General features: G+C 38.6%; 13 protein-coding genes. 8 read left to right on the top strand and 5 right to left on the bottom strand.

Annotation, left to right across the window (positions count from 1 at the left end; all coding sequences use genetic code 11):
• Positions 1–79: 79 nt before the first annotated feature.
• A complete protein-coding gene (gene birA, locus HMPREF9096_RS00655) occupies positions 80–985 on the bottom strand; it encodes a bifunctional biotin--[acetyl-CoA-carboxylase] ligase/biotin operon repressor BirA (RefSeq protein WP_032803603.1) in 906 nt (301 codons plus the stop codon).
• A 129-nt stretch (positions 986–1,114) separates the two neighbouring features.
• Here birA and guaB point away from each other — a divergent pair, with 129 nt between their 5' ends.
• The 3 genes from guaB (at position 1,115) to guaA (ending at position 4,691) form a co-directional block, all read left to right on the top strand.
• Positions 1,115–2,581: an IMP dehydrogenase gene (gene guaB / locus HMPREF9096_RS00660; RefSeq protein ID WP_009500953.1), complete on the top strand. Its 1,467-nt coding sequence runs from the start codon at positions 1,115–1,117 to the stop codon at positions 2,579–2,581.
• 86 nt (positions 2,582–2,667) lie between these two features.
• On the top strand, positions 2,668–3,096 hold the full coding sequence (locus tag HMPREF9096_RS00665; RefSeq protein ID WP_009500952.1) for a hypothetical protein: 429 nt from the start codon (positions 2,668–2,670) through the stop codon (positions 3,094–3,096).
• Between the two features lie 23 nt (positions 3,097–3,119).
• Positions 3,120–4,691: a glutamine-hydrolyzing GMP synthase gene (gene guaA, locus HMPREF9096_RS00670; protein ID WP_009500951.1), complete on the top strand. Its 1,572-nt coding sequence runs from the start codon at positions 3,120–3,122 to the stop codon at positions 4,689–4,691.
• Between the two features lie 61 nt (positions 4,692–4,752).
• Here the strand turns inward: guaA and rarD are convergent, their stop codons facing one another.
• On the bottom strand, positions 4,753–5,643 hold the full coding sequence (gene rarD, locus HMPREF9096_RS00675) for an EamA family transporter RarD (protein WP_032803601.1): 891 nt from the start codon (positions 5,641–5,643) through the stop codon (positions 4,753–4,755).
• 118 nt (positions 5,644–5,761) lie between these two features.
• Between rarD and HMPREF9096_RS00680 the strand changes: the two genes are divergently transcribed.
• Positions 5,762–6,223 carry an Lrp/AsnC family transcriptional regulator gene (locus tag HMPREF9096_RS00680; protein WP_032803600.1) on the top strand — a complete coding sequence of 154 codons (462 nt, stop codon included), beginning with the start codon at positions 5,762–5,764 and terminating at the stop codon, positions 6,221–6,223.
• 38 nt (positions 6,224–6,261) lie between these two features.
• Here the strand turns inward: HMPREF9096_RS00680 and nhaA are convergent, their stop codons facing one another.
• On the bottom strand, positions 6,262–7,428 hold the full coding sequence (gene nhaA / locus HMPREF9096_RS00685; RefSeq protein ID WP_009500948.1) for a Na+/H+ antiporter NhaA: 1,167 nt from the start codon (positions 7,426–7,428) through the stop codon (positions 6,262–6,264).
• 226 nt (positions 7,429–7,654) lie between these two features.
• Between nhaA and brnQ the strand changes: the two genes are divergently transcribed.
• Positions 7,655–8,965 (top strand): branched-chain amino acid transport system II carrier protein, encoded by a 1,311-nt coding sequence (brnQ, locus tag HMPREF9096_RS00690; RefSeq protein WP_009500947.1) that lies wholly within the window; start codon positions 7,655–7,657, stop codon positions 8,963–8,965.
• 195 nt (positions 8,966–9,160) lie between these two features.
• Here brnQ and HMPREF9096_RS00695 read toward each other — a convergent pair whose 3' ends face one another.
• The gene (locus tag HMPREF9096_RS00695) at positions 9,161–13,678 is read right to left on the bottom strand and encodes a S6 family peptidase (RefSeq protein ID WP_009500946.1); all 4,518 of its coding nucleotides are present in this window, start codon (positions 13,676–13,678) and stop codon (positions 9,161–9,163) included.
• 198 nt (positions 13,679–13,876) lie between these two features.
• Entirely contained in the window at positions 13,877–15,766 is a 1,890-nt protein-coding gene (gene gss / locus HMPREF9096_RS00700) for a bifunctional glutathionylspermidine amidase/synthase (protein ID WP_032803597.1), read from the bottom strand.
• A 228-nt stretch (positions 15,767–15,994) separates the two neighbouring features.
• On the opposite strand from gss, the gene yedE reads away from it, so the two are divergent.
• From yedE to rlmB, 3 genes are all read left to right on the top strand, one after another.
• Positions 15,995–17,053 carry a YedE family putative selenium transporter gene (gene yedE, locus HMPREF9096_RS00705; protein ID WP_009500944.1) on the top strand — a complete coding sequence of 353 codons (1,059 nt, stop codon included), beginning with the start codon at positions 15,995–15,997 and terminating at the stop codon, positions 17,051–17,053.
• A gap of 103 nt (positions 17,054–17,156) precedes the next feature.
• Positions 17,157–19,505, top strand: a complete 2,349-nt coding sequence (gene rnr, locus HMPREF9096_RS00710) for a ribonuclease R (protein WP_009500943.1) — start codon at positions 17,157–17,159, stop codon at positions 19,503–19,505.
• A gap of 55 nt (positions 19,506–19,560) precedes the next feature.
• A complete protein-coding gene (gene rlmB / locus HMPREF9096_RS00715; RefSeq protein WP_009500942.1) occupies positions 19,561–20,301 on the top strand; it encodes a 23S rRNA (guanosine(2251)-2'-O)-methyltransferase RlmB in 741 nt (246 codons plus the stop codon).
• Positions 20,302–20,335: the final 34 nt, after the last annotated feature.

Genomic DNA, 20,335 nt, shown 5'->3' with positions numbered 1-20,335 from the left:
TTTAAAAAAATGATCTTTTGATGGAAATATAAACATTTTATCAAAAAGTGTGGTTAGAATAGTCAAACTTTTATTACTATTATTTCTTACGCAATGAAACTTCGCCACCATTAAACATCTGGATTTTATTGCCACATAATACTTTTAGATAACCGCGTTCATCTATGCCTTGTTCAATACCTGAAATAACACCTTGTTCAGTCAGCACATTTACTCCACTATTTGAAAACGCATTATATGATTTCCACGCTTGTTGAAATTCATCATTAATACCATTTTTCTCAAAGATATTTAAACGTGTATATATATGTTCTATGAGTTTGGCTAATAAGGTTTGTCGATCTACATCAGGATCAATTTCACATACTTCCGCATAAGGCTGACTAATTTCCGTTTGTTTTGGCAACGACACATTAATACCTATGCCAATCACTAAATTGAGCATGCCATTTTTATGGTTAGCGATTTCAACCAAAATTCCACCTAACTTTCTCCCATCAAACAAAATATCATTTGGCCATTTCACTTGCACATTTAGTACCTCTGCAATCGCCAAACCGATGACTAAACTTAAACCCTCAATTGATTTTTTAGGATCAAATGCCCAATAAAAACTAAACATAATTTGCCCAGCAAAAGGCGATAACCATTGACGACCACGCCGACCGCGTCCTGCAGTTTGATATTCAGCCACACAAAGATCACCTTTTTTTAAGGAAGGAATATTTTGTAATATCCATTCATTTGTAGAGGAAATAATCGGCTGATAATGGATACTATAAGGAAAAAGTGCGGTTGAAATTTGCTGAGGATTTAATAAAGGAAGACTAGGCACTAAGCAATAATTTTGGCCATCAACGACAATTTCCAAGCCTAGCTCACGTAATTGTTTAATGTCCTCTTCAATATCTGGAGAAAACTTTTCCAATTCAAACCGCACTTTCGGCTGACAATCAGATAAGTATGTCAATAAAGCGAAATTCATCATTTATTCCTTGTAGCAAACGGAGCGAAAATCATAGCACAAATCCAAAAATTTCGTTTTCAAAATCAAGTAAAATCTGTATAATCCCACCGCAATATTTTTTAACTTCAACTTAGCGAGAATATTGCAATGTCATTACGCATTAAACAAGAAGCCCTTACTTTTGACGATGTTCTACTCGTCCCAGCACATTCAACAGTGCTTCCAAATACAGCCAATCTTTCAACCAAACTCACTAAAGAAATTAATTTGAATATTCCTATGCTTTCAGCAGCAATGGATACCGTAACCGAAACCAAACTTGCGATCTCTTTAGCGCAAGAAGGTGGAATCGGCTTTATTCATAAAAATATGACCATTGAACGCCAAGCGGATCGCGTGCGTAAAGTGAAAAAATTCGAAAGTGGTATCGTTTCTGAACCAGTAACTGTTTCACCAAATTTAACGCTTGCCGAACTTGCTGAAATGGTGAAGAAAAACGGTTTCGCTGGCTACCCTGTTGTAGATAGTGAAAATAACCTAATCGGTATCATTACTGGACGCGACACCCGTTTCGTAAAGGATTTGAGCAAAACTGTTTCACAGGTAATGACGAAAAAAGAAGACTTGGTGACAGTAAAAGAAGGGGCGAGTCGCGAAGAAATTTTGGAATTAATGCATAAACACCGAGTTGAAAAAGTATTAGTGGTTAATGATAGTTTCAAACTTAAAGGCATGATTACCGTTAAAGACTTCCAAAAAGCAGAACAAAAACCAAATGCATGCAAAGATGAATTCGGTCGTTTACGCGTGGGTGCCGCTGTAGGAGCAGGCCCAGGTAACGAAGAACGCATTGATGCATTAGTAAAAGCGGGCGTAGATGTATTGTTAATCGACTCTTCTCACGGTCATTCAGAAGGCGTATTACAACGCGTTCGTGAAACTCGAGCAAAATATCCAAATTTGCCTATCGTTGCGGGTAACGTAGCGACTGCTGAAGGTGCTATCGCACTTGCAGACGCAGGCGCAAGCGCAGTGAAAGTAGGTATTGGCCCTGGTTCAATTTGTACAACGCGTATTGTAACAGGTGTAGGTGTTCCACAAATCACCGCTATCGCAGATGCAGCGGCAGCATTAAAAGCTCGTGGTATTCCAGTTATCGCCGACGGTGGTATTCGTTTCTCAGGTGATATTGCAAAAGCTATCGCTGCAGGCGCAAGCTGTGTAATGGTTGGTTCTATGTTCGCAGGTACTGAAGAAGCACCAGGCGAAATCGAACTTTATCAAGGTCGTGCCTTTAAATCTTACCGAGGTATGGGTTCATTAGGTGCCATGGCGAAAGGTTCATCAGACCGTTACTTCCAATCAGATAACGCTGCAGATAAACTCGTACCAGAAGGTATCGAAGGTCGTATTCCATACAAAGGTTACTTAAAAGAAATCATCCACCAACAAATGGGTGGCTTACGTTCTTGCATGGGCTTAACTGGCTGCGCAACCATCGAAGAATTACGCACAAAAGCAGAATTCGTTCGAATCAGTGGTGCTGGTATTAAAGAATCTCACGTTCACGATGTGACGATTACGAAAGAAGCGCCTAACTACCGTATGGGCTAACCGTTGGGTGGGGAGATTGGAAAATTTATCGAACAATTATCCCCCTTTTACTGTTTTAAAATACGATTAGATATTAAGGATTGTTTATGCTTACATTACAAATCATTTTAGGCGTTTTAGGTGTAGCAATAATTTGTTATCTATTATTTATTTCATTTAGAAAGATTTTTAGAATTTACTGGATGAATTTTAAATTCGACATTTTTTCTAAAAAGATTTTTATTATTGAAGCTATCATAGGAATTTTATTCTTATTTGGAATAAGTATCGCTGAAGCGACTATTGATAAATGGAATGGATACATCCTTTGTATATTATCGGCTTTTGTTTTTATTGGATTGCTATTTCACATCTATAAAAAAACAAACTTTAAATATATGTTATTAGCAATTCCAATTATTGGAATTATCTTACCATTTTTGGCAATAATCGCATTATTTATAATCCTCCGCTGGCTCCTTTCAATATTTGGGATCGACGTTGATGAATATATTATTGCTAAACGATACTATTAATATTTAATAAATTGAGAAAAACAATGACAAACATTCACCACCACAAAATCCTAATCCTCGACTTCGGTTCACAATATACTCAACTAATTGCTCGTCGTGTGCGTGAAATCGGTGTGTACTGCGAACTTTGGGCGTGGGATGTAACCGAACAACAAATTCGTGAATTTGCTCCAACGGGTATTATTCTTTCTGGTGGTCCTGAAAGCACCACCGAAGAAAACAGCCCGCGTGCACCTGAATACGTATTTAATGCAGGGGTGCCAGTGTTGGGCATTTGCTACGGTATGCAAACTATGGCAATGCAACTTGGCGGTTTAACCGAAACGTCTGATCACAGAGAGTTCGGCTATGCTTCAGTTTCTCTTGAAAATTCCACCGCACTTTTTGCAAATCTTAATGATAACTTGACAGCAAATGAGCTGACTTTAGATGTTTGGATGAGCCATGGAGATAAAGTCACTCGTTTACCTCAAAATTTCCAAGTAACAGGTACGACTCCAACCTGCCCAATTGCAGCAATGTCTGACGAAAATCGTCGTTTCTACGGTGTACAATTCCATCCAGAAGTAACCCACACCAAAAAAGGTTTAGAATTATTAACTAATTTTGTTGTGAATATCTGTGGTTGCGAAACTAAATGGACAGCTGAAAACATCATTGAAGATGCCGTTGCTCGCATTAAAGAGCAAGTGGGCGATGATGAAGTGATTTTAGGCTTATCTGGTGGCGTGGACTCTTCTGTGGTTGCATTACTTTTACACCGTGCTATCGGCAAAAACTTACACTGCGTATTCGTCGATAACGGCTTACTCCGCTTACACGAAGGCGATCAAGTCATGGAAATGTTTGGCGATAAATTCGGTTTAAATATTACCCGTGTTGATGCTGAAAGCCGTTTCTTAGGCGAACTTGCAGGCGTATCGGATCCTGAAGCGAAACGTAAAATTATCGGTAAAGTGTTCGTTGATGTATTTGATGATGAATCGAAAAAACTCACTAATGTGAAATGGTTGGCACAAGGCACGATCTACCCTGATGTCATCGAATCTGCAGCAAGCAAAACCGGTAAAGCACATGTGATTAAATCACACCACAACGTAGGTGGTTTACCAGACTATATGAAACTTGGCTTAGTTGAACCATTACGTGAATTGTTTAAAGATGAAGTACGTAAAATCGGTTTAGCATTAGGCTTACCGGATGAAATGATCAACCGTCACCCATTCCCAGGCCCGGGTTTAGGCGTGCGTGTATTAGGCGAAGTAAAAAAGGAATACTGCGATTTATTACGCCGTGCGGATACAATCTTTATCGAAGAATTACGCAATAGCGGTTGGTATGAAAAAACCAGCCAAGCCTTCAGCGTATTCTTACCAGTAAAATCTGTCGGTGTAATGGGCGATGGCCGTAAATACGATTGGGTTATCTCACTACGTGCGGTAGAAACAATCGATTTTATGACCGCACATTGGGCTCATTTACCTTATGATTTATTAGGCAAAGTGTCTAACCGCATTATCAACGAAGTGAATGGCATTTCCCGAGTGGTGTATGACATCAGCGGAAAACCACCCGCAACAATCGAGTGGGAATAAAAAATCACTTTTTCAGATACTTTTTAAGTATTTCAGTAGCGTTAATAAGTGCGGTTAATTTTCACCGCACTTTATTTTTGTTTAAAAGCCCTTCTATGCCAATCACAATGAGACTTAACCAAATAGGCACATAAGTAAAATAGTCACTTGTGGTTATTTGATTATCTAGCACAAAGACAGCTATTAAAAAAAGCAATATGGGTTCGATATAACTCAATACCGCAAAAATACTGACTGGAATTTGTTGGCTTGATTTTAAGTTGGCTGAAAGCGAAATCGCACTCACTATACCAAGTGCTGGTAGCAATAACCAATAACGATATTCTTGCGTAACCAAAGAAAGTGTATCGCTTTGAGAAAGAATATAAATAAAACAAGGAATCGAAATTAAAATAATATCCAATGTAATTCCTTGTAGAGCAGGGATTTTCATTAATTTACGGCTTAGATAATAAAATGGATAAACCGTACAAACCCACAAGCTTGTCCATGAAAAACTTTGAGTGTGCCATAATTCATGTGCAACACCGCAGGCAGCCAGTAAAAGCGCGATTTTCTGAATAAGTGATAAGCGTTCTTTTAACCAAGTCCATCCTAAAACAGCCATAATCAGCGGAAAAAGGAAATATCCCATAGCAATATTTATCCCTTCACCATTCAGCGGTGCCCACATAAAGAGCCAAAATTGACTTCCCGCATCTAATGTCCCCAGTAAAAATAAAACCCAACGCGTCCAACTTTTTCCTAAAGTTGTCGTGATAAGAGACAAAAGAGAGCGACAACCAATAGTCGGGAATAAAATTAAAAGTAGCCCAAAGATCATGGTTAACATACGCCACGCAAACACATCCGTTCCACTAAGTGGTTGGAGCCATATGCTAAATAAATATAATATGCCAAATAAACATTGTGAAAAAATGCACAATAATACGCCTTGAGTGACTACTTTCATCTTGAACCTCATCTCATCAATATGATTATTATAAAAGCCCAAGACAATAAAAAATCTCAACTTTATTTTTATTGTGATAATATTTTTCTCAATGGTTACACTTTTGAGAAATTATCTTATGCAAACACTGGACAAATTAGATCGTAATATTTTGAATGTATTACAACAAGATGCCATGATTCCGTTAAAAGAACTGTCAGAAAAAGTGAATAGTTCCGTTGCAACCTGTCAACGACGTGTACAAGCATTAACTGATTCGGGAGTTATTACAAAACGAGTTGCAGTCGTTTCCCCAAAAGCCGTTGGGCGTACGATTAGCGTGTTTGTCATGGTCGAAATGGATAATCAACACTCTTATTATCAAGAGCAATTTGAACGAAAAATGCGTCAAGAAGACGAAGTCGTGAGCTGTTACGAAATTTCAGGGGACTATGATTTTATGTTGCTACTCCATGCAAAAGATATGGAAAGCTATCACTCATTCACACGTCGAGTATTGACTGGCGAATTTCATGTAAGAACTTATAAAAGTTTATTTGTAATGAATTTTACCAAAGCAGATAGTGGAATTATCTTATAGAACAAGTGCGGTAAATTTTTACCGCACTTTGTGTATGATTAACTTAGTTTTGTCGTCTGTTTTAAGAATAAATACCCAAGCGTTGCCGAAACCGTTGAACCGAGTAAGATTCCTAAACGAGAAAGCGTATTGACACTTTCTCCAGCATCCGCATCAAAAGCAAGGCTTGCTAAGAACATTGACATCGTAAAGCCGATACCACATAAAACCGCTACGGCAAAAATTTGTTTAAAATTGATTCCATCTGGTAATTTAGCTAATCCCAACTTAACGGAAATATAACTAAATCCGAAAACGCCGACTGGTTTACCAATAATTAAACCGCACGCGATAGCCAATAATAATGGCGATGAAATCATACTCACATCAATACCGTCAAAACTAACACCTGCATTGGCAAATGCAAAGAGCGGTAAAATAACGAAGGATGACCAAGGCGCTAGAATATGCTCAAAATCGTGTAATGGTCGTTCACCTTTTTTACCTTTTAATGGAATGCAAAAACCAATAATCACACCAGCCAACGTCGCATGAACACCAGATTTTAAAACAGATGCCCATAAAATTGCCCCTATCACCATGTAGGCACAAAGCGCGCTAACTCTAAAGCGGTTTAATAAAACCAAAGTCAAAATCGAAATACCAGAGAAAATTAGAGCCTGCACACTTAATTCATGAGAGAAGAACAGGGCAATTACAACAATCGCGCCTAAGTCATCAATAATAGCGAGTGCGAGTAAAAAAATCTTGAGAGGCAATGGCACTTGCTTGCTCAATAATGCCATGATGCCAAGCGCAAAAGCGATATCTGTCGCCATAGGAATAGCCCAGCCGTTTGCAAGGCTAAGCTCCTGTTTTGCAATAAACCAATAAACCAATGCGGGCACGATCATTCCACCCACCGCAGCAATTGCAGGGAAAATAGCTTGTTGGTAGGAAGAAAGTGCGCCTTCGAATAATTCTTTTTTAACTTCCATTCCCACTAACACAAAAAACACCGCCATAAAACCATCGTTAATCCAGTGGATTAAGGTTTTATTAATAGAGAAACTGCCAATTTGCAAACTGACTGGCAAATTCAAAAAATCATTATATTGATTGCTCAATGGCGAATTAGCCAGCAACATCGCTACGGCAGCAGAAAAAAGCAACAAAATACCACCAGCAGATTCTAATTTTAAAAAGCGTTGAATCAGTTGTACCACACAAACTCCTTCCAAAAATAAATAACAAAAAATTAACAGAGGCTGAATCCTAGCATATTTTTGCCCTCAAAGGGAAAAGTGCGGTGGATTTTGCAGGGATTTTTATCGAATTGTCGATAAGATTCTTCATATTGTGACGAAATTCACATTTTTAGTTTTACAGAATAGGGATTTTCTACACTTTGTAGTAGAATGCAGGCCTTTTTATTTTTAGAGTCAAAAAATTATGTTTTCACGTAAAGATATTATCGTTTTAGGAATGATGATCTTCGCCTTATTTTTAGGCGCAGGTAACATCATTTTTCCTCCAATGGAAGGCTTCACTGCAGGACAGCATTGGGCAGGCGCATCCTTCGGTTTTGTATTAACCGGCGTTTTAATGCCTTTTATTACACTTGTTATTGTATCAATTTTAGGTCGTGGTGAAGAACTCACGAAAGATTTACCTAAATGGGCGGGTACAGGTTTTCTCGTTATACTTTATCTAACCATTGGCTCCACCTTTGCAATGCCACGTATCACAAATGTTGCTTACGAAATGGCCTGGTTACCTTTAGGCTTAGTAGAAGATGATGCGAGTGTTCGTTTCCTGTTTTCGCTCATTTTTAACTTAATCGCGATGGGCTTTATGATTCGCCCAAATACCATTATTTCAAGTGTTGGTAAATTCATGACACCGGCATTGCTTGTGTTATTAGTTGCTGTAGCCGTCACTGTCTTTATTTCACCTTTGTCTGAAATTCAAGCGCCAAGTAAAGCGTATGAAAATAGCCATTCTTTATTAATCGGCTTAATCAGTGGTTATCAAACAATGGACGTACTCGCAGCTATTGCTTTCGGTGGAATCGTCGCTCGCGCACTTGCAGCAAAAAATGTAACTCAACCTAAAGACATCGTTAAATACACTATCTCAGCTGGATTTGTTTCAGTCATCTTACTTGCAGGTTTATATTTTTCGCTTTTCTATCTAGGCGCGACTAGTGCTGCAGTTGCAGAAGGTGCAACTAATGGCGGACAAATTTTCTCTCGTTATGTAAATGTCTTATTCGGTTCTGCTGGAACTTGGATTATGGCTGGTATTATTGTATTAGCGAGCTTAACAACCCTTGTTGGTGTAACGAGTGCTGCCGCTGACTATTTTTCAAAATTCTCTGTGCGTTTTTCTTATCCGTTTTGGGCCGCACTTTTTACCGCAATGACAATAACTGTTTCACAATATGGTTTAACGGATCTACTTCGCATAACGATCCCTGCTTTGTTATTAATTTATCCGGTGGCTATTGTGCTTGTATTATTGCAATTCTTACGCAAAAAACTTCCATCAATAAAATTTACATACAACAGCACATTAATCGTAACTGTTTGTTTTAGTTTATGTGACAGCTTAAATAACGTTAAAATGTTACCAGAAAGCATTAATTCATTATTGGAGCACTTCCCTCTTTCATCTGAAGGAATGGCTTGGTTGGTTCCGACTTTAGTGATGTTAGTTACAAGCATTTTAATTGGAAAAGCATTGCCTAAAGCAGGTCATTAATATTCAAATTAAAACTAATCTTCATCAGCTGCCATCAAACATGGGACTATATAACCACTGTTTGATGGTTGATTTTTTATTCCAATTTAGAAACCTCGCCCTAAAAAATACAAAATAAAAAGGACTGAATCCGATAAATATCGTCATCAGTCCTTAAAGCTAGTATTTATTTTGCTCTAAATTTCTACCGCACTTCTACCAAGTAAAGCCGACTTTTAATGAAGCAAATTTCTGTGGTGCGACATCAGAGCCCTTAAGCATCCCAATATTCGTGCTTATATTCCACTGTTTCATCTGAGCACTAAAACCAAGTTCATGAGTAAAATAACGTCCAAATTGTTGTTTTAATGCGACATCATTGACGCTTAATACACCCTCAATGGCAAGTTTTCGTTGAGTGGCATCATAATAATTGCTTGAGAAACTTGGGGTGAATTTTACACCATTTATATCAAACGTTTTATCTAACATTACACCAGCACGGTAAGTCGTTAAATGTAACGTTTTACTGTTGATATTTGCACCGTCTAATTGGTAGTTTGTGCTAGATAGACGGTGGTAGCGCATACCAACCGAAGGTATGACGTTAATTCCCCAGTCCAAAGAAGCCCCAATATTTCCGCCTGCACTCAAAATATTACGGTGGAACGTTTTGTTTTCTTCGTCAAATTTTACATTGTTACGGCTGCGTCCATAGCCTAAGTCAAAACTTGTGAAGACGCCATTATTCCACTCGCCTTTAACAAAACTATTTATGCCAGTTAGTCGGCTTGTACCCGATACATTTTCATCAAACTCATTATTCGCACGAGAATGAGAAAGTACCGCACCAATTTGCATATTCGAATTTAATCTCTGAGCCACACCAATTTGAGTCAAAGTTAAATTTTGCTTATATGGACGGTTGTAGTCAGATCGATAAGTTTTCTGACTTGCTTCCGTATTCACCCAAACATTCGATTTATCTTGGCTTAATAAATGACGATCTAAGTTTCGTCCAATTTGTAATACCGAATTCACATTTGCAGAAAGCTCTGATAAAGCCGTATTGGAATAACGACTAATCAGTTGAGCTTGCACTGGCAGAGCAACAGTCAAAGATTGAGAACTTAAAAATTGCTGAATTTCCTGCTCAGTTTGATAAGCCTTTTCAAGGCTATTCAGTAATGCCAATACCGCCTCATTCAAGGAAACTTGCGCAGAATTAACCGCACTTTGATTGCCAGAGGTTTGAGCGTTAATTAAAGTTTGTTGAGCTGATTCAACACCTGTAATGTTTGCATCAATTTCCGCTTCAAATGCAGTAATGTTACTTTCATCGGCTACTTTTGCGACTTTACGACAAATATCAGAAGAAAGCCCTTGTGACTCACAAATCTGGTGAGTACGAGCAATACTACTTGATAACCCAGCTTGTAGTCGATTTACTTCCATCAATAAACTATCTTGACTAGACTCAAGCGAGCGAAGTTCTGATTGTGTTTGGTTTACTAAATTCAACAATTGTTGTACTTTCTTCAGATTATTTTGTGACTGATTATTTAAATTGTTGTATTCATTACGTTGTCTCTCCAATTTTGAGCGTAATGCTGTAAATTGATTATATAGAGAACGACGTTTAATAAAACGGATGCGCGCAGTACGATTATATTCAGAAATTAAATTGTTATAGCTATTGCTAATATTGCGAACATCTGCCAATACACGTTCTGCCTGATTTTGTTCTATTTTATTTCGAGCAATCGCTTCGGAATATTCACGCTGTAATCTATCTAATTCTTTTTCTTTACTGATTAACGCTTGATGAACAGAGTTAAAATCACGTCGGCTATTCGCTACTAAATCTGAACTACTTCTAAAATGTAATTCTGAATCACGTAATGGATTATACAGGCGATAGTCATTATTAAAATTTGCTAAAATGTAACGATAAGCACCTAAATCAACAAACCCATTTTCTAAAGCAAAACGTACATTTTGCGATTTTTGATTGGCATGATTCAGTTTTACCAAACTTAATGGATTTACATCTTTAGGTTCTAAACCTGTATTTTTTACAGAAAGTAAATGGTCTCCAAATGCTAAACCATTGACGACAATATTATCACCACGGTGTTCAGCAACATCAGTTAAAAAGCGAAAATGCCCATTACCTTTTAATTCACCATTAATAACTAACTGATTAACTTTGAACCAACCTTTATGATTAGGTTTAATCTCATCATATTGGCTATTTAAAGTAATTTGACTATTTGGAGAAAGAGATAAGTTACCCACTACACTATTATTATTTAATGTCCACTCACTGAATGGCTGTAAATTAACTTGTGTTGCAGCTCCAACAGAGTTAATCCGTCCTATTAAATGAGTCTTACCTAAAATAAATTGGCTTTGATGTTCCAATGAAACATTACCGTATACAGTTGTGACAGGTAAGCGATTAAATGCAGTTTGAGAAATAATTGCATTTTCCGAACATTGAGTTTTTCCACTATAACTTGCTCGTATACATTCATCAGATTTCCCTTGAACAAAACCTAATTGAATTTTAGCTTGATGACGAGCGTTAAAATTACCCTCTAATGAACTTACATTGCGGCTACTCTCTAACATTGCAGTTCCAGCCACATCAAACTCATTAGCTTTAAATTTACGATTAATCCAATTATCTTCTTCAATTACTTCTTTGTTATTGAGGTGATCATAGGCATGCGGGACGGGAACACCAGATAATAACAATTTGCCATTTTCTACATAAATATTACCGTTAAGATTGGCTCCGCCAGTTAAGACCCAAGTGCTATTTGCATTTTGAGGACGATAAGAGATCGATAATTTACCGTTATAACGCGAACTATTATCTTCGCCCAAAAAACCACTGAATGTATCTAAATATTTTTGGCCATTAGCTTTGGCTAATACTTTTTGGATGGCGGCAGATTTAGTATTACCTAAGAATTCCCAATCATTTGTTGTTTCCATATCCCAAGGAAAATAAGCACGTGGATTTTTTCCTTCTTTTAGGCGGAAATAATCTAACCGGTTATTTCTATAATTATTTTTGTATTCATAAATAGCTAATGATGATGTAGGTTCTTGTCCCCATTTTACCCATTCAATATTTTGTTCACTAAGAACATCTCGACCAATAATGTGAATGTCGGCAGATTGAGTGCGGTTATTATTAACAATCTTTGCACCATCATCTGCATTTTGAATTCGATGGAAAGTCAGATTATTTCCATTTACATCTAAACGTCCCCCACGGAAGCCAAAATAAATGTTATCTGGATTAACCTGTTTGTTATTTGCCAGTACAACAGTTGCCCGTCCACTAGTTATTCCGACTTGATTAAAGGCCTGTTGCTGTCCATTAAGCATTTTTTGAGCAAGAACAACTGTGCCATCCCCTACACTAATATCGCCTAGATTTTTACCTTGACCATCAATATATAGCGTACCTGTTCCCAATTTTGACAGACGGTCATTAATAGGATTTTTTACTCGCCAATGAACAGTTTTATCACCATTCACCACAATGCCTGCCCCAAGCCAAGTATAATCATTGTTATCAGCCTGAACGGTCATATTCTGATTAAAATGTAACGCTCCTGCCCCCTGATTAATATTGTTTTTCAATATCAATGTTGAACCTTCTCCGCCTTGGAAATGAATTGTCTTACCATTTTCTAATGAAGGGCGAAATTGGTTATTATCCTGAGATTTCTTAGTCAAGTCAGCAACTGGTAAGGTAATATTCTGATTACCAACTTGTAAAATACTTATTCCATTATTCTTATTATCCCAAGTTATTCTGTTTGCATTTAGCTGGACGGTTGTTTCATCATCCTTAAATGCTTTGTTGATAGTATCAGGTTGAATAATTGTATAAATATTATTTGAACCATCATAACCTGCATAAGTTGATAATACTCCGACCAATACCCAACCTTGCGCTTTCACATCATAGGCTAAAAGCGCAGAACCACTATCGCCTGGCAAGCCATAGGTTCCTAACGAATCATAAAGATCACCGTTAAATAGCACCCAATTGTCCATTGAACTATTCGGTTTAAGAGGCATACCACCAGTAAGATAATTATATGCGGATGTTAAAGATATTTTTTCCTTACCATCTTTACTACGTAAATATTGACGCCCAGATCCTACACGCACAAAGTACGGGTAACGATTTTTATCTAAAAAAGCACCATTATGCGGTCCTGTTTTTTTAGCATTATCAAAAGCAATATTATTTAACGAAATTGGCGCAATCTCGGTTACCAATTTATGTAAACGTGGTGCATGAAAATCAAGGGTAGGGTGATTATTACGTTCTGTAATAAGATAATTAAAGTGATGATTATCTGTATTGTTGCTATTTTCACCAAATTGCACTGAACCATAACCTAAGTTATGCTTTACGCTGGCAATGTATTGAGGATTAAATAAGGTCGCAACGCCGCTTACCCGACTAGCCACGTGTAAGTCAGGCATAGCCCAATGGGGTAACATAGTTGAAACCTGCTGGCCCTGTTTATTAAAAATTGGAATATTCGTCGCCCCCACTGAAAATACGCCTTTATTTTCGGCAAAATCACGGAAGTATTGATAATCCACATCACTGCGAACCATGGACGCTTGAACATTTGAACCAGCTAAAGCAAGGCTTAACGCTAATAGAGTTGGACGAAAAAAACGAATTTGATGCATAAAGTTTCCTCATAAAATAGGAGATTCTTACACTAATCTTTAGAGAAAATAAAATCGAGTGAAGTACAGTAAAGTACTGCAAAATTTTTGAAATTATCCTACGATAGTAATAGATTTGAAGCAATAATGCACACAAATAAGTCAATTCACTTATGTAAAATAATTTGATTGCTCTTTTATTAAACAATAAGTAATCTTTTACCGTTCAAAGAATGCTTTATCCTTCAACACTCTTAAAGGCTGCATATCACTATTTCCCATGATGACACGGCTCGAATCAGAACGTAGGCAAGTGCCACCATAATGCCCTCCCACGGTAAAAGTACAGATTTGCAAATATTGGTCTTCCACTTGTGGTAAGCACCAAAGTTGTTGATAAATACTATCTTGCTGACCAAACTGTCCATCAGTTGTGTCTAGCATGGAATTATTTTCACCAATCAATTTAACGTTATCACCTCGGCGACCTGCAATTGGTTTTTGTGCGTAGCCGTTTTGGATTAAGTTTGGTGTGATATAAAAACTTGCCTCTAACAAATAACGATGATTAGGGAATAAAGACCAAAGCACAGGCAAAATCGCTTTATTGCTTGGAATTGCCGTCCAAAGCGGTTCATAAACCAATACTTCTGGGCGAAGTAGTACGTCAATTAACCGCACTTTATCTTCAGGATAACCTGTACGAATAGGCGGAGCGACTTCCATTCCGGTTGCATCTTCACGAAGTTGTTCCAGCATGGTTTCCCACGCCCAGGTTTTCCAAACGGTTTGAACTTGGTTATTTTCATCATCAATCAGGCGGCCACGATTATCCCAATGTAAACCCTCCGTGCCATGAATAATTTTGGCTTGGAAGCCTGCTTGTACCAATGCTTGTTGCATAAACATAGCGTGGTAATCTTCTTCATCATCGTGATCTTGCAGAATATGAACTAATTTTGTGGCTTGACTATGTTGCCAACAATCAGCTAACGCATTACGCAAACCATCAGACGGATTTTCCCCCAATACGCCACCAGCTTGTTTTGCCCAGCGATTCATAATATCGCCAGCTTCAGCATGGCAAGAAGCTGAATCTGCATTATATTCATAGACTTTCAAACCTCGTTCACTCATACAGAAATCTAAACGACCTGTAATCGTCTGATAACGGTGATTTTGCCAAGAAAGTCTTAAGCGTGGCCAAAGGAGCTTCGGAATATTGAAATACTGCAACAGGTTATCATCTTTGAGTACTTTGTCTGTCGCATGCAAATACATCAAATGCAGTTCATTAGTGGCGTGAATTAATTCCTGTTGAGCGCTTTCAGACATAGCAAAATAGCGATATTGATCAGAATGACTGACTTTATGCTCGCCCATCGCCTTGATATACGCCGTATCAAATGGCTTATTTTCATTTAACCATTTCCCACTAAATTGACCGTGATTGTCAACATGATGAGCTTGTAACCGAAGTGCGGTTGATTTTGGGAAAGGTTGGGGTTCTGAAAATTCAGTATCGTTTGTTTGAATCATCCAGCCAAGAATTTTAGTATCATCAAAAGTATCTTGTAGAAAATAACCTTGTTCTGAAACAATCATCGGCAATTCACGCGTCCATTGCTGACCACTTGGCAAGCGGGAATGAATCACATTTTGCTCGGCGATTCGGACGCTATCAGGCAACACCTCGGTGATAATTGCTACATGCCCCGTGTGTTTAAATTCGCCCCCTTCTTGCCAAATTAATAAGGAACCTGCTTGAGGTTTACGTTTACAACCATTAGCAAATGCCTGCAAGGGCAACAAAGCATCGTTCACCACTTGGCGTAAAAAACGTAAAGAAAAAATCTCGTACGCCATACCGACATCGGCAAACACAACGCCATGATTGAGATATAAATAACGACGTGCAAATTCCACACACTGCCATTTATAGCCCATATATTCTCGCCCTAGATAACTCCGAAATGCAGCATCATTCGGGAACTCTTTATCATCTGCAGTATTATAATCTGAGGAATAAATTGCCACGCCACCAGGCGCATATCCAAGCAAGCTACCAAAAGGATCGTGGGTAATAATATTGGCTGAACGTTCTGTCATAGTATCTTCCGAGTAAAAAATGAACGCTGTTAGTATAGATCTTTTATTTTCATTACGGAAATCAATAAAATTTTTACCGCACTTTCTTCCTACCAAATTTTTGATTTATCTCATCTTTTCATCAAAACATTCTTTACCATTTAACTTCTTGGATTAAAATGAACGTGCTTTTCGAGTATTCGAGAGTACACAATTTAGTTTAACTTTAGATATCACAAGGGTTTCATTATGAAAGGATCAAAATGGCCTGTGGTTGCAGGTGCTGCACTTGGTATCATCGCTCCACTACTTACTTATAGCGGAAATCCCGGCAACATGGGATTCTGCGCAGCCTGTTTCTTACGCGATACAGCTGGCTCCATTGGCTTACATCAAGCCGCTCCACTTCAATATATTCGCCCCGAACTCATCGGATTAATTTTCGGTGCGTTAGTGAGTGCGTTATTTGCGAAAGAATTTCGTGCTCGTGGTGGTTCATCACCATTCATACGCTTAATTTTAGGCGCATTTGCCATGATTGGCGCCCTAACATTCTTAGGTTGTCCATGGCGTGCATATTTGCGTTTAGGCGGCGGCGATTTATCTGCGATTGCCGGTATTGTTGGTTTATTTGTCGGCGTACTAGGCGGAATTTTCTTTAGCAATCGAGGATTTTCGCTCGGCAAAGCAAAAGAACAAGCTCCTGTTACAGGCTGGATTTCTGTCATTATTGCGGGCTTATTACTTATTGGCGTTATCACACAATTTAGTTTTGGCGAAAGCTTACCGCTTTATTTCTCACAAAAAGGCCCGGGAACACAACATGCATTTTGGGCATTATCTTTAGCAGGCGGGCTAATCATAGGCGTATTAATGCAAAAATCACGTTTCTGCTCAATTGGCGCATTCCGTAATTTCATTCTATTCCGTGATTCTTCCTTATTGAACGGTGTCATCGCTCTAGTGGTATTTGCCGCAATTACAAATGCTTTACTTGGCCAATTCCATTTAGGGTTTGAGCAACAACCTGGTGCACATAATCAATATCTTTGGAACTTCCTCGGCATGGCACTTTGCGGATTATGCTTCGCCCTTGGCGGTGGTTGCCCAGGCAAACATTTGGTTCATCTTGGTGAAGGCGATAATGACTCCGCTATTTTTGTGCTTGGTATGCTTTTAGGTGCAGCCGCTGCACATCGTTTAAGCCTTGCCGCTTCAGGTGCTGGCATTGGTGAATTCACGCCTTACGCTTTAGTTCTTGGATTTATATTCTGCGCCTATATTGGCTTTACCAAAAAATCCGCTTAATTCACTTTCTATCTGCACTCATCACGAGTGCAGATTTTCTTTTTCTTGCATTATCCCCCTTACAGTGTCAAACTCTCCGCACTTTTTAAAACTGTAAAAAATAATGACAAAAAAACGTAAAAACTTAATCAGCCAAGATCCTCATTACAAACGAGAATTGGAAAAATACGGTAATCCAATCCCGAGCCGTGAGTTCATTTTAAGCGTTATTCGAAACAATAATGCGCCGATGAATCGGGATGAAATTTTGACCGCACTTTCCATTCGAAATGAAGATCAAATAGAAGCGATGCGTCGCCGGTTACACGCGATGGAAAATGACGGCCAATTAGTGTTCACCAAACGTAAACGTTATGCCTTACCAGAAAAATTAGATTTATTTAAAGGCACGGTAATTGGTCATCGCGAAGGTTTTGGTTTTTTACAGGTCGATGGCAAAAAGGATGATTTATTCATTCCGAACCATCAAATGCAAAGAGTCATGCATGGGGATTTTGTCTTAGCGCAACCTGCTGGATTAGATCGTCGTGGTCGCCGTGAAGTGCGAATTGTGCGCGTATTAGAAAGTCGTAAAAAACAAATTGTGGGCCGTTTTTTCTTAGAAAACGGTTTTAGCTATGTGGTGCCTGATGACAGCAGAATTGGCCGAGATATACTTGTGCAAAATGAACATCGTAATGGCGCACGAATGGGGCAAGTGGTCGTTGTCGAGTTGCAAGAACGTTCTGCCAGTTTTAACCAACCAATTGGCATAATCACTGAAATTCTAGGCGATAATATGGCGAAAGGAATGGAAGTGGAAATCGCCTTGCGCAACCACGATATTCCCCATAAATTTCCAAGTGCGGTGGAAAAATATGTAAAAAAATTCACTGAAGAAGTACCTGAAGAAGCCAAAAAAGGTCGTGTGGATTTACGCAATTTACCGCTTGTGACTATTGATGGTGAAGATGCGCGTGATTTTGACGATGCTGTTTATTGTGAAAAACATGGAAAAGGCTGGAAACTTTGGGTGGCGATTGCGGATGTCAGTTATTACGTACGTTTACGTTCCGCTTTGGATGTAGAAGCGCATAATCGTGGTAACTCGGTCTATTTTCCGAACCGAGTTGTACCAATGTTACCTGAAATTTTATCGAACGGCTTATGCTCTCTTAACCCACAAGTGGATCGTTTGTGTATGGTATGTGAGATGCAAATTTCTGCCAAAGGTAAGCTCACAGATTATCGTTTTTATGAAGCAGTGATGAATTCTCACGCCCGCCTCACTTATACCAAAGTAGCCAAAATGCTTGAAGGCGATGAGGAATTACGCACTCGTTATTCTGCGCTTGTACCTCATTTAGAAGATCTTTATAAACTCTATCAAGCTTTGCTTGGTGCGCGTCATCAACGTGGTGCGATCGATTTTGAAACCATTGAAACTAAGTTTATTTTCAATGCAATGGGAAGAATTGAGCGTATTGACCCCGTTGTTCGAAATGATGCCCACAAAATCATTGAGGAATGTATGATTCTTGCGAATATCGCAGCAGCCAATTTTATGGAAAAACATAAAGAGCCTGCGTTATATCGTATTCATGCCACCCCGAGCGAAGAAAAATTAACATCTTTCCGCACTTTCTTAAGTGAGTTTGGTTTAACTTTAGAAGGCGGATTAAAACCAATCACAAAAGACTATGCTGCGCTCTTAGAAAAAGTTAAAGAACGACCTGATCATGAACTTATTCAAACAATGTTGCTACGTTCATTAAGCCAAGCTGTCTATCACGCTGATAATATCGGGCACTTTGGTTTGGCTTTGGAAGAGTATGCACACTTTACTTCGCCAATTCGCCGTTATCCAGACTTAACACTTCATCGAGGCATCAAATATTTACTCGCTAAAGAACAAGGCGCAAAACGTAAAACCACCGATACAGGCGGTTATCATTACTCTTTTGATGAAATGGATTCACTTGGCAATCACTGTTCAATGACGGAACGCCGTGCTGACGACGCAACTCGTGAAGTGGCAGATTGGCTGAAATGCGAATATATGCAAGATCATGTTGGCGGTGAATTTAGTGGTGTTATTTCATCTGTGACGGGATTTGGTTTATTTGTACGCTTAGATGATTTATTCATCGATGGTTTAGTCCATATTTCCACCTTAGAAAACGATTATTACCAATTCGATGCAGCAAAACAGCGTTTAATTGGCGAAAATAGCGGAATGCAATATCGCTTAGGCGATAAAGTTCGCATCAAAGTTGAAGCAGTACATTTAGAAAATAAAATGGTCGATTTCTCGCTGATGGGGAGTGAACGTAAGCCTCGTCGAGCAGGAAAAACGGCGAAAGAAAAAGCTAAGAAAGTTTTTAAAGAGCTACCGTCTAAAGCATCCAAAAAACGAAAAAGTGCGGTAAAAAAGAAAGAAGTTTCGAAGAAAACATCTAGAAAACGAAAATAATTCACTTCCTATTTTAAGAATGAATTAAAAATTCAAATAAGAAAAAGAGAAATTTATGTCAGAACAAATCTACGGTATTCATGCTGTTAATAGTATTTTAACCCATTCGCCAGAACGTTTAATTGAAGTATTCGTGCTTAAAGGCCGTGAAGATAAACGGCTACAGCCACTCTTAAATGAGCTTTATTCCCTAGGAATTGGTGTGCAATTCGTTAATCGCCAAACACTTGATAAAAAAGCCGATGGCGAAGTTCATCAAGGTGTCATTGCTCGGGTACAAGCGACAAAAGAACTTAATGAAAATGATCTTGATGAAATTCTTGCCAATAAACAAAATCCGCTTTTATTAGTTTTGGATGGCGTGACGGATCCACATAACTTGGGAGCATGTTTGCGAACAGCTGATGCAACGGGTGCAGCGGCCGTAATCGTACCAAAAGATAAATCGGCACAATTAACATCTATCGCGCGTAAAGTTGCTTGTGGTGCAGCAGAAACAGTGCCGTTAATTCGTGTAACCAATCTTTCTCGCACACTACGCGATTTACAACAAAACCATAATATTTGGGTGGTTGGCACTGCTGGCGAAGCCACTGAAACCATTTATCAAAGCAAACTGACAGGGCCACTAGCACTTGTTATGGGAGCTGAAGGCGAAGGAATGCGTCGTTTAACGCGTGAACATTGCGATCAACTGATTAGCATTCCAATGGCTGGTTCAGTTTCATCATTAAATGTATCTGTCGCAACAGGGGTATGTTTATTTGAAATTGTACGTCAGCGTTTAAGTTCATAAGAAAAGTGCGGTAAATTTACCGCACTTTTTTAAC

The sequence above is a fragment of the Haemophilus sp. oral taxon 851 str. F0397 genome (assembly GCF_000242295.1).
In the GTDB taxonomy this organism is placed as follows: Bacteria; Pseudomonadota; Gammaproteobacteria; order Enterobacterales; family Pasteurellaceae; genus Haemophilus.
Note: the sequence above shows the minus strand (reverse complement) of the source record. Positions and strands in the feature narration are given on the sequence as shown.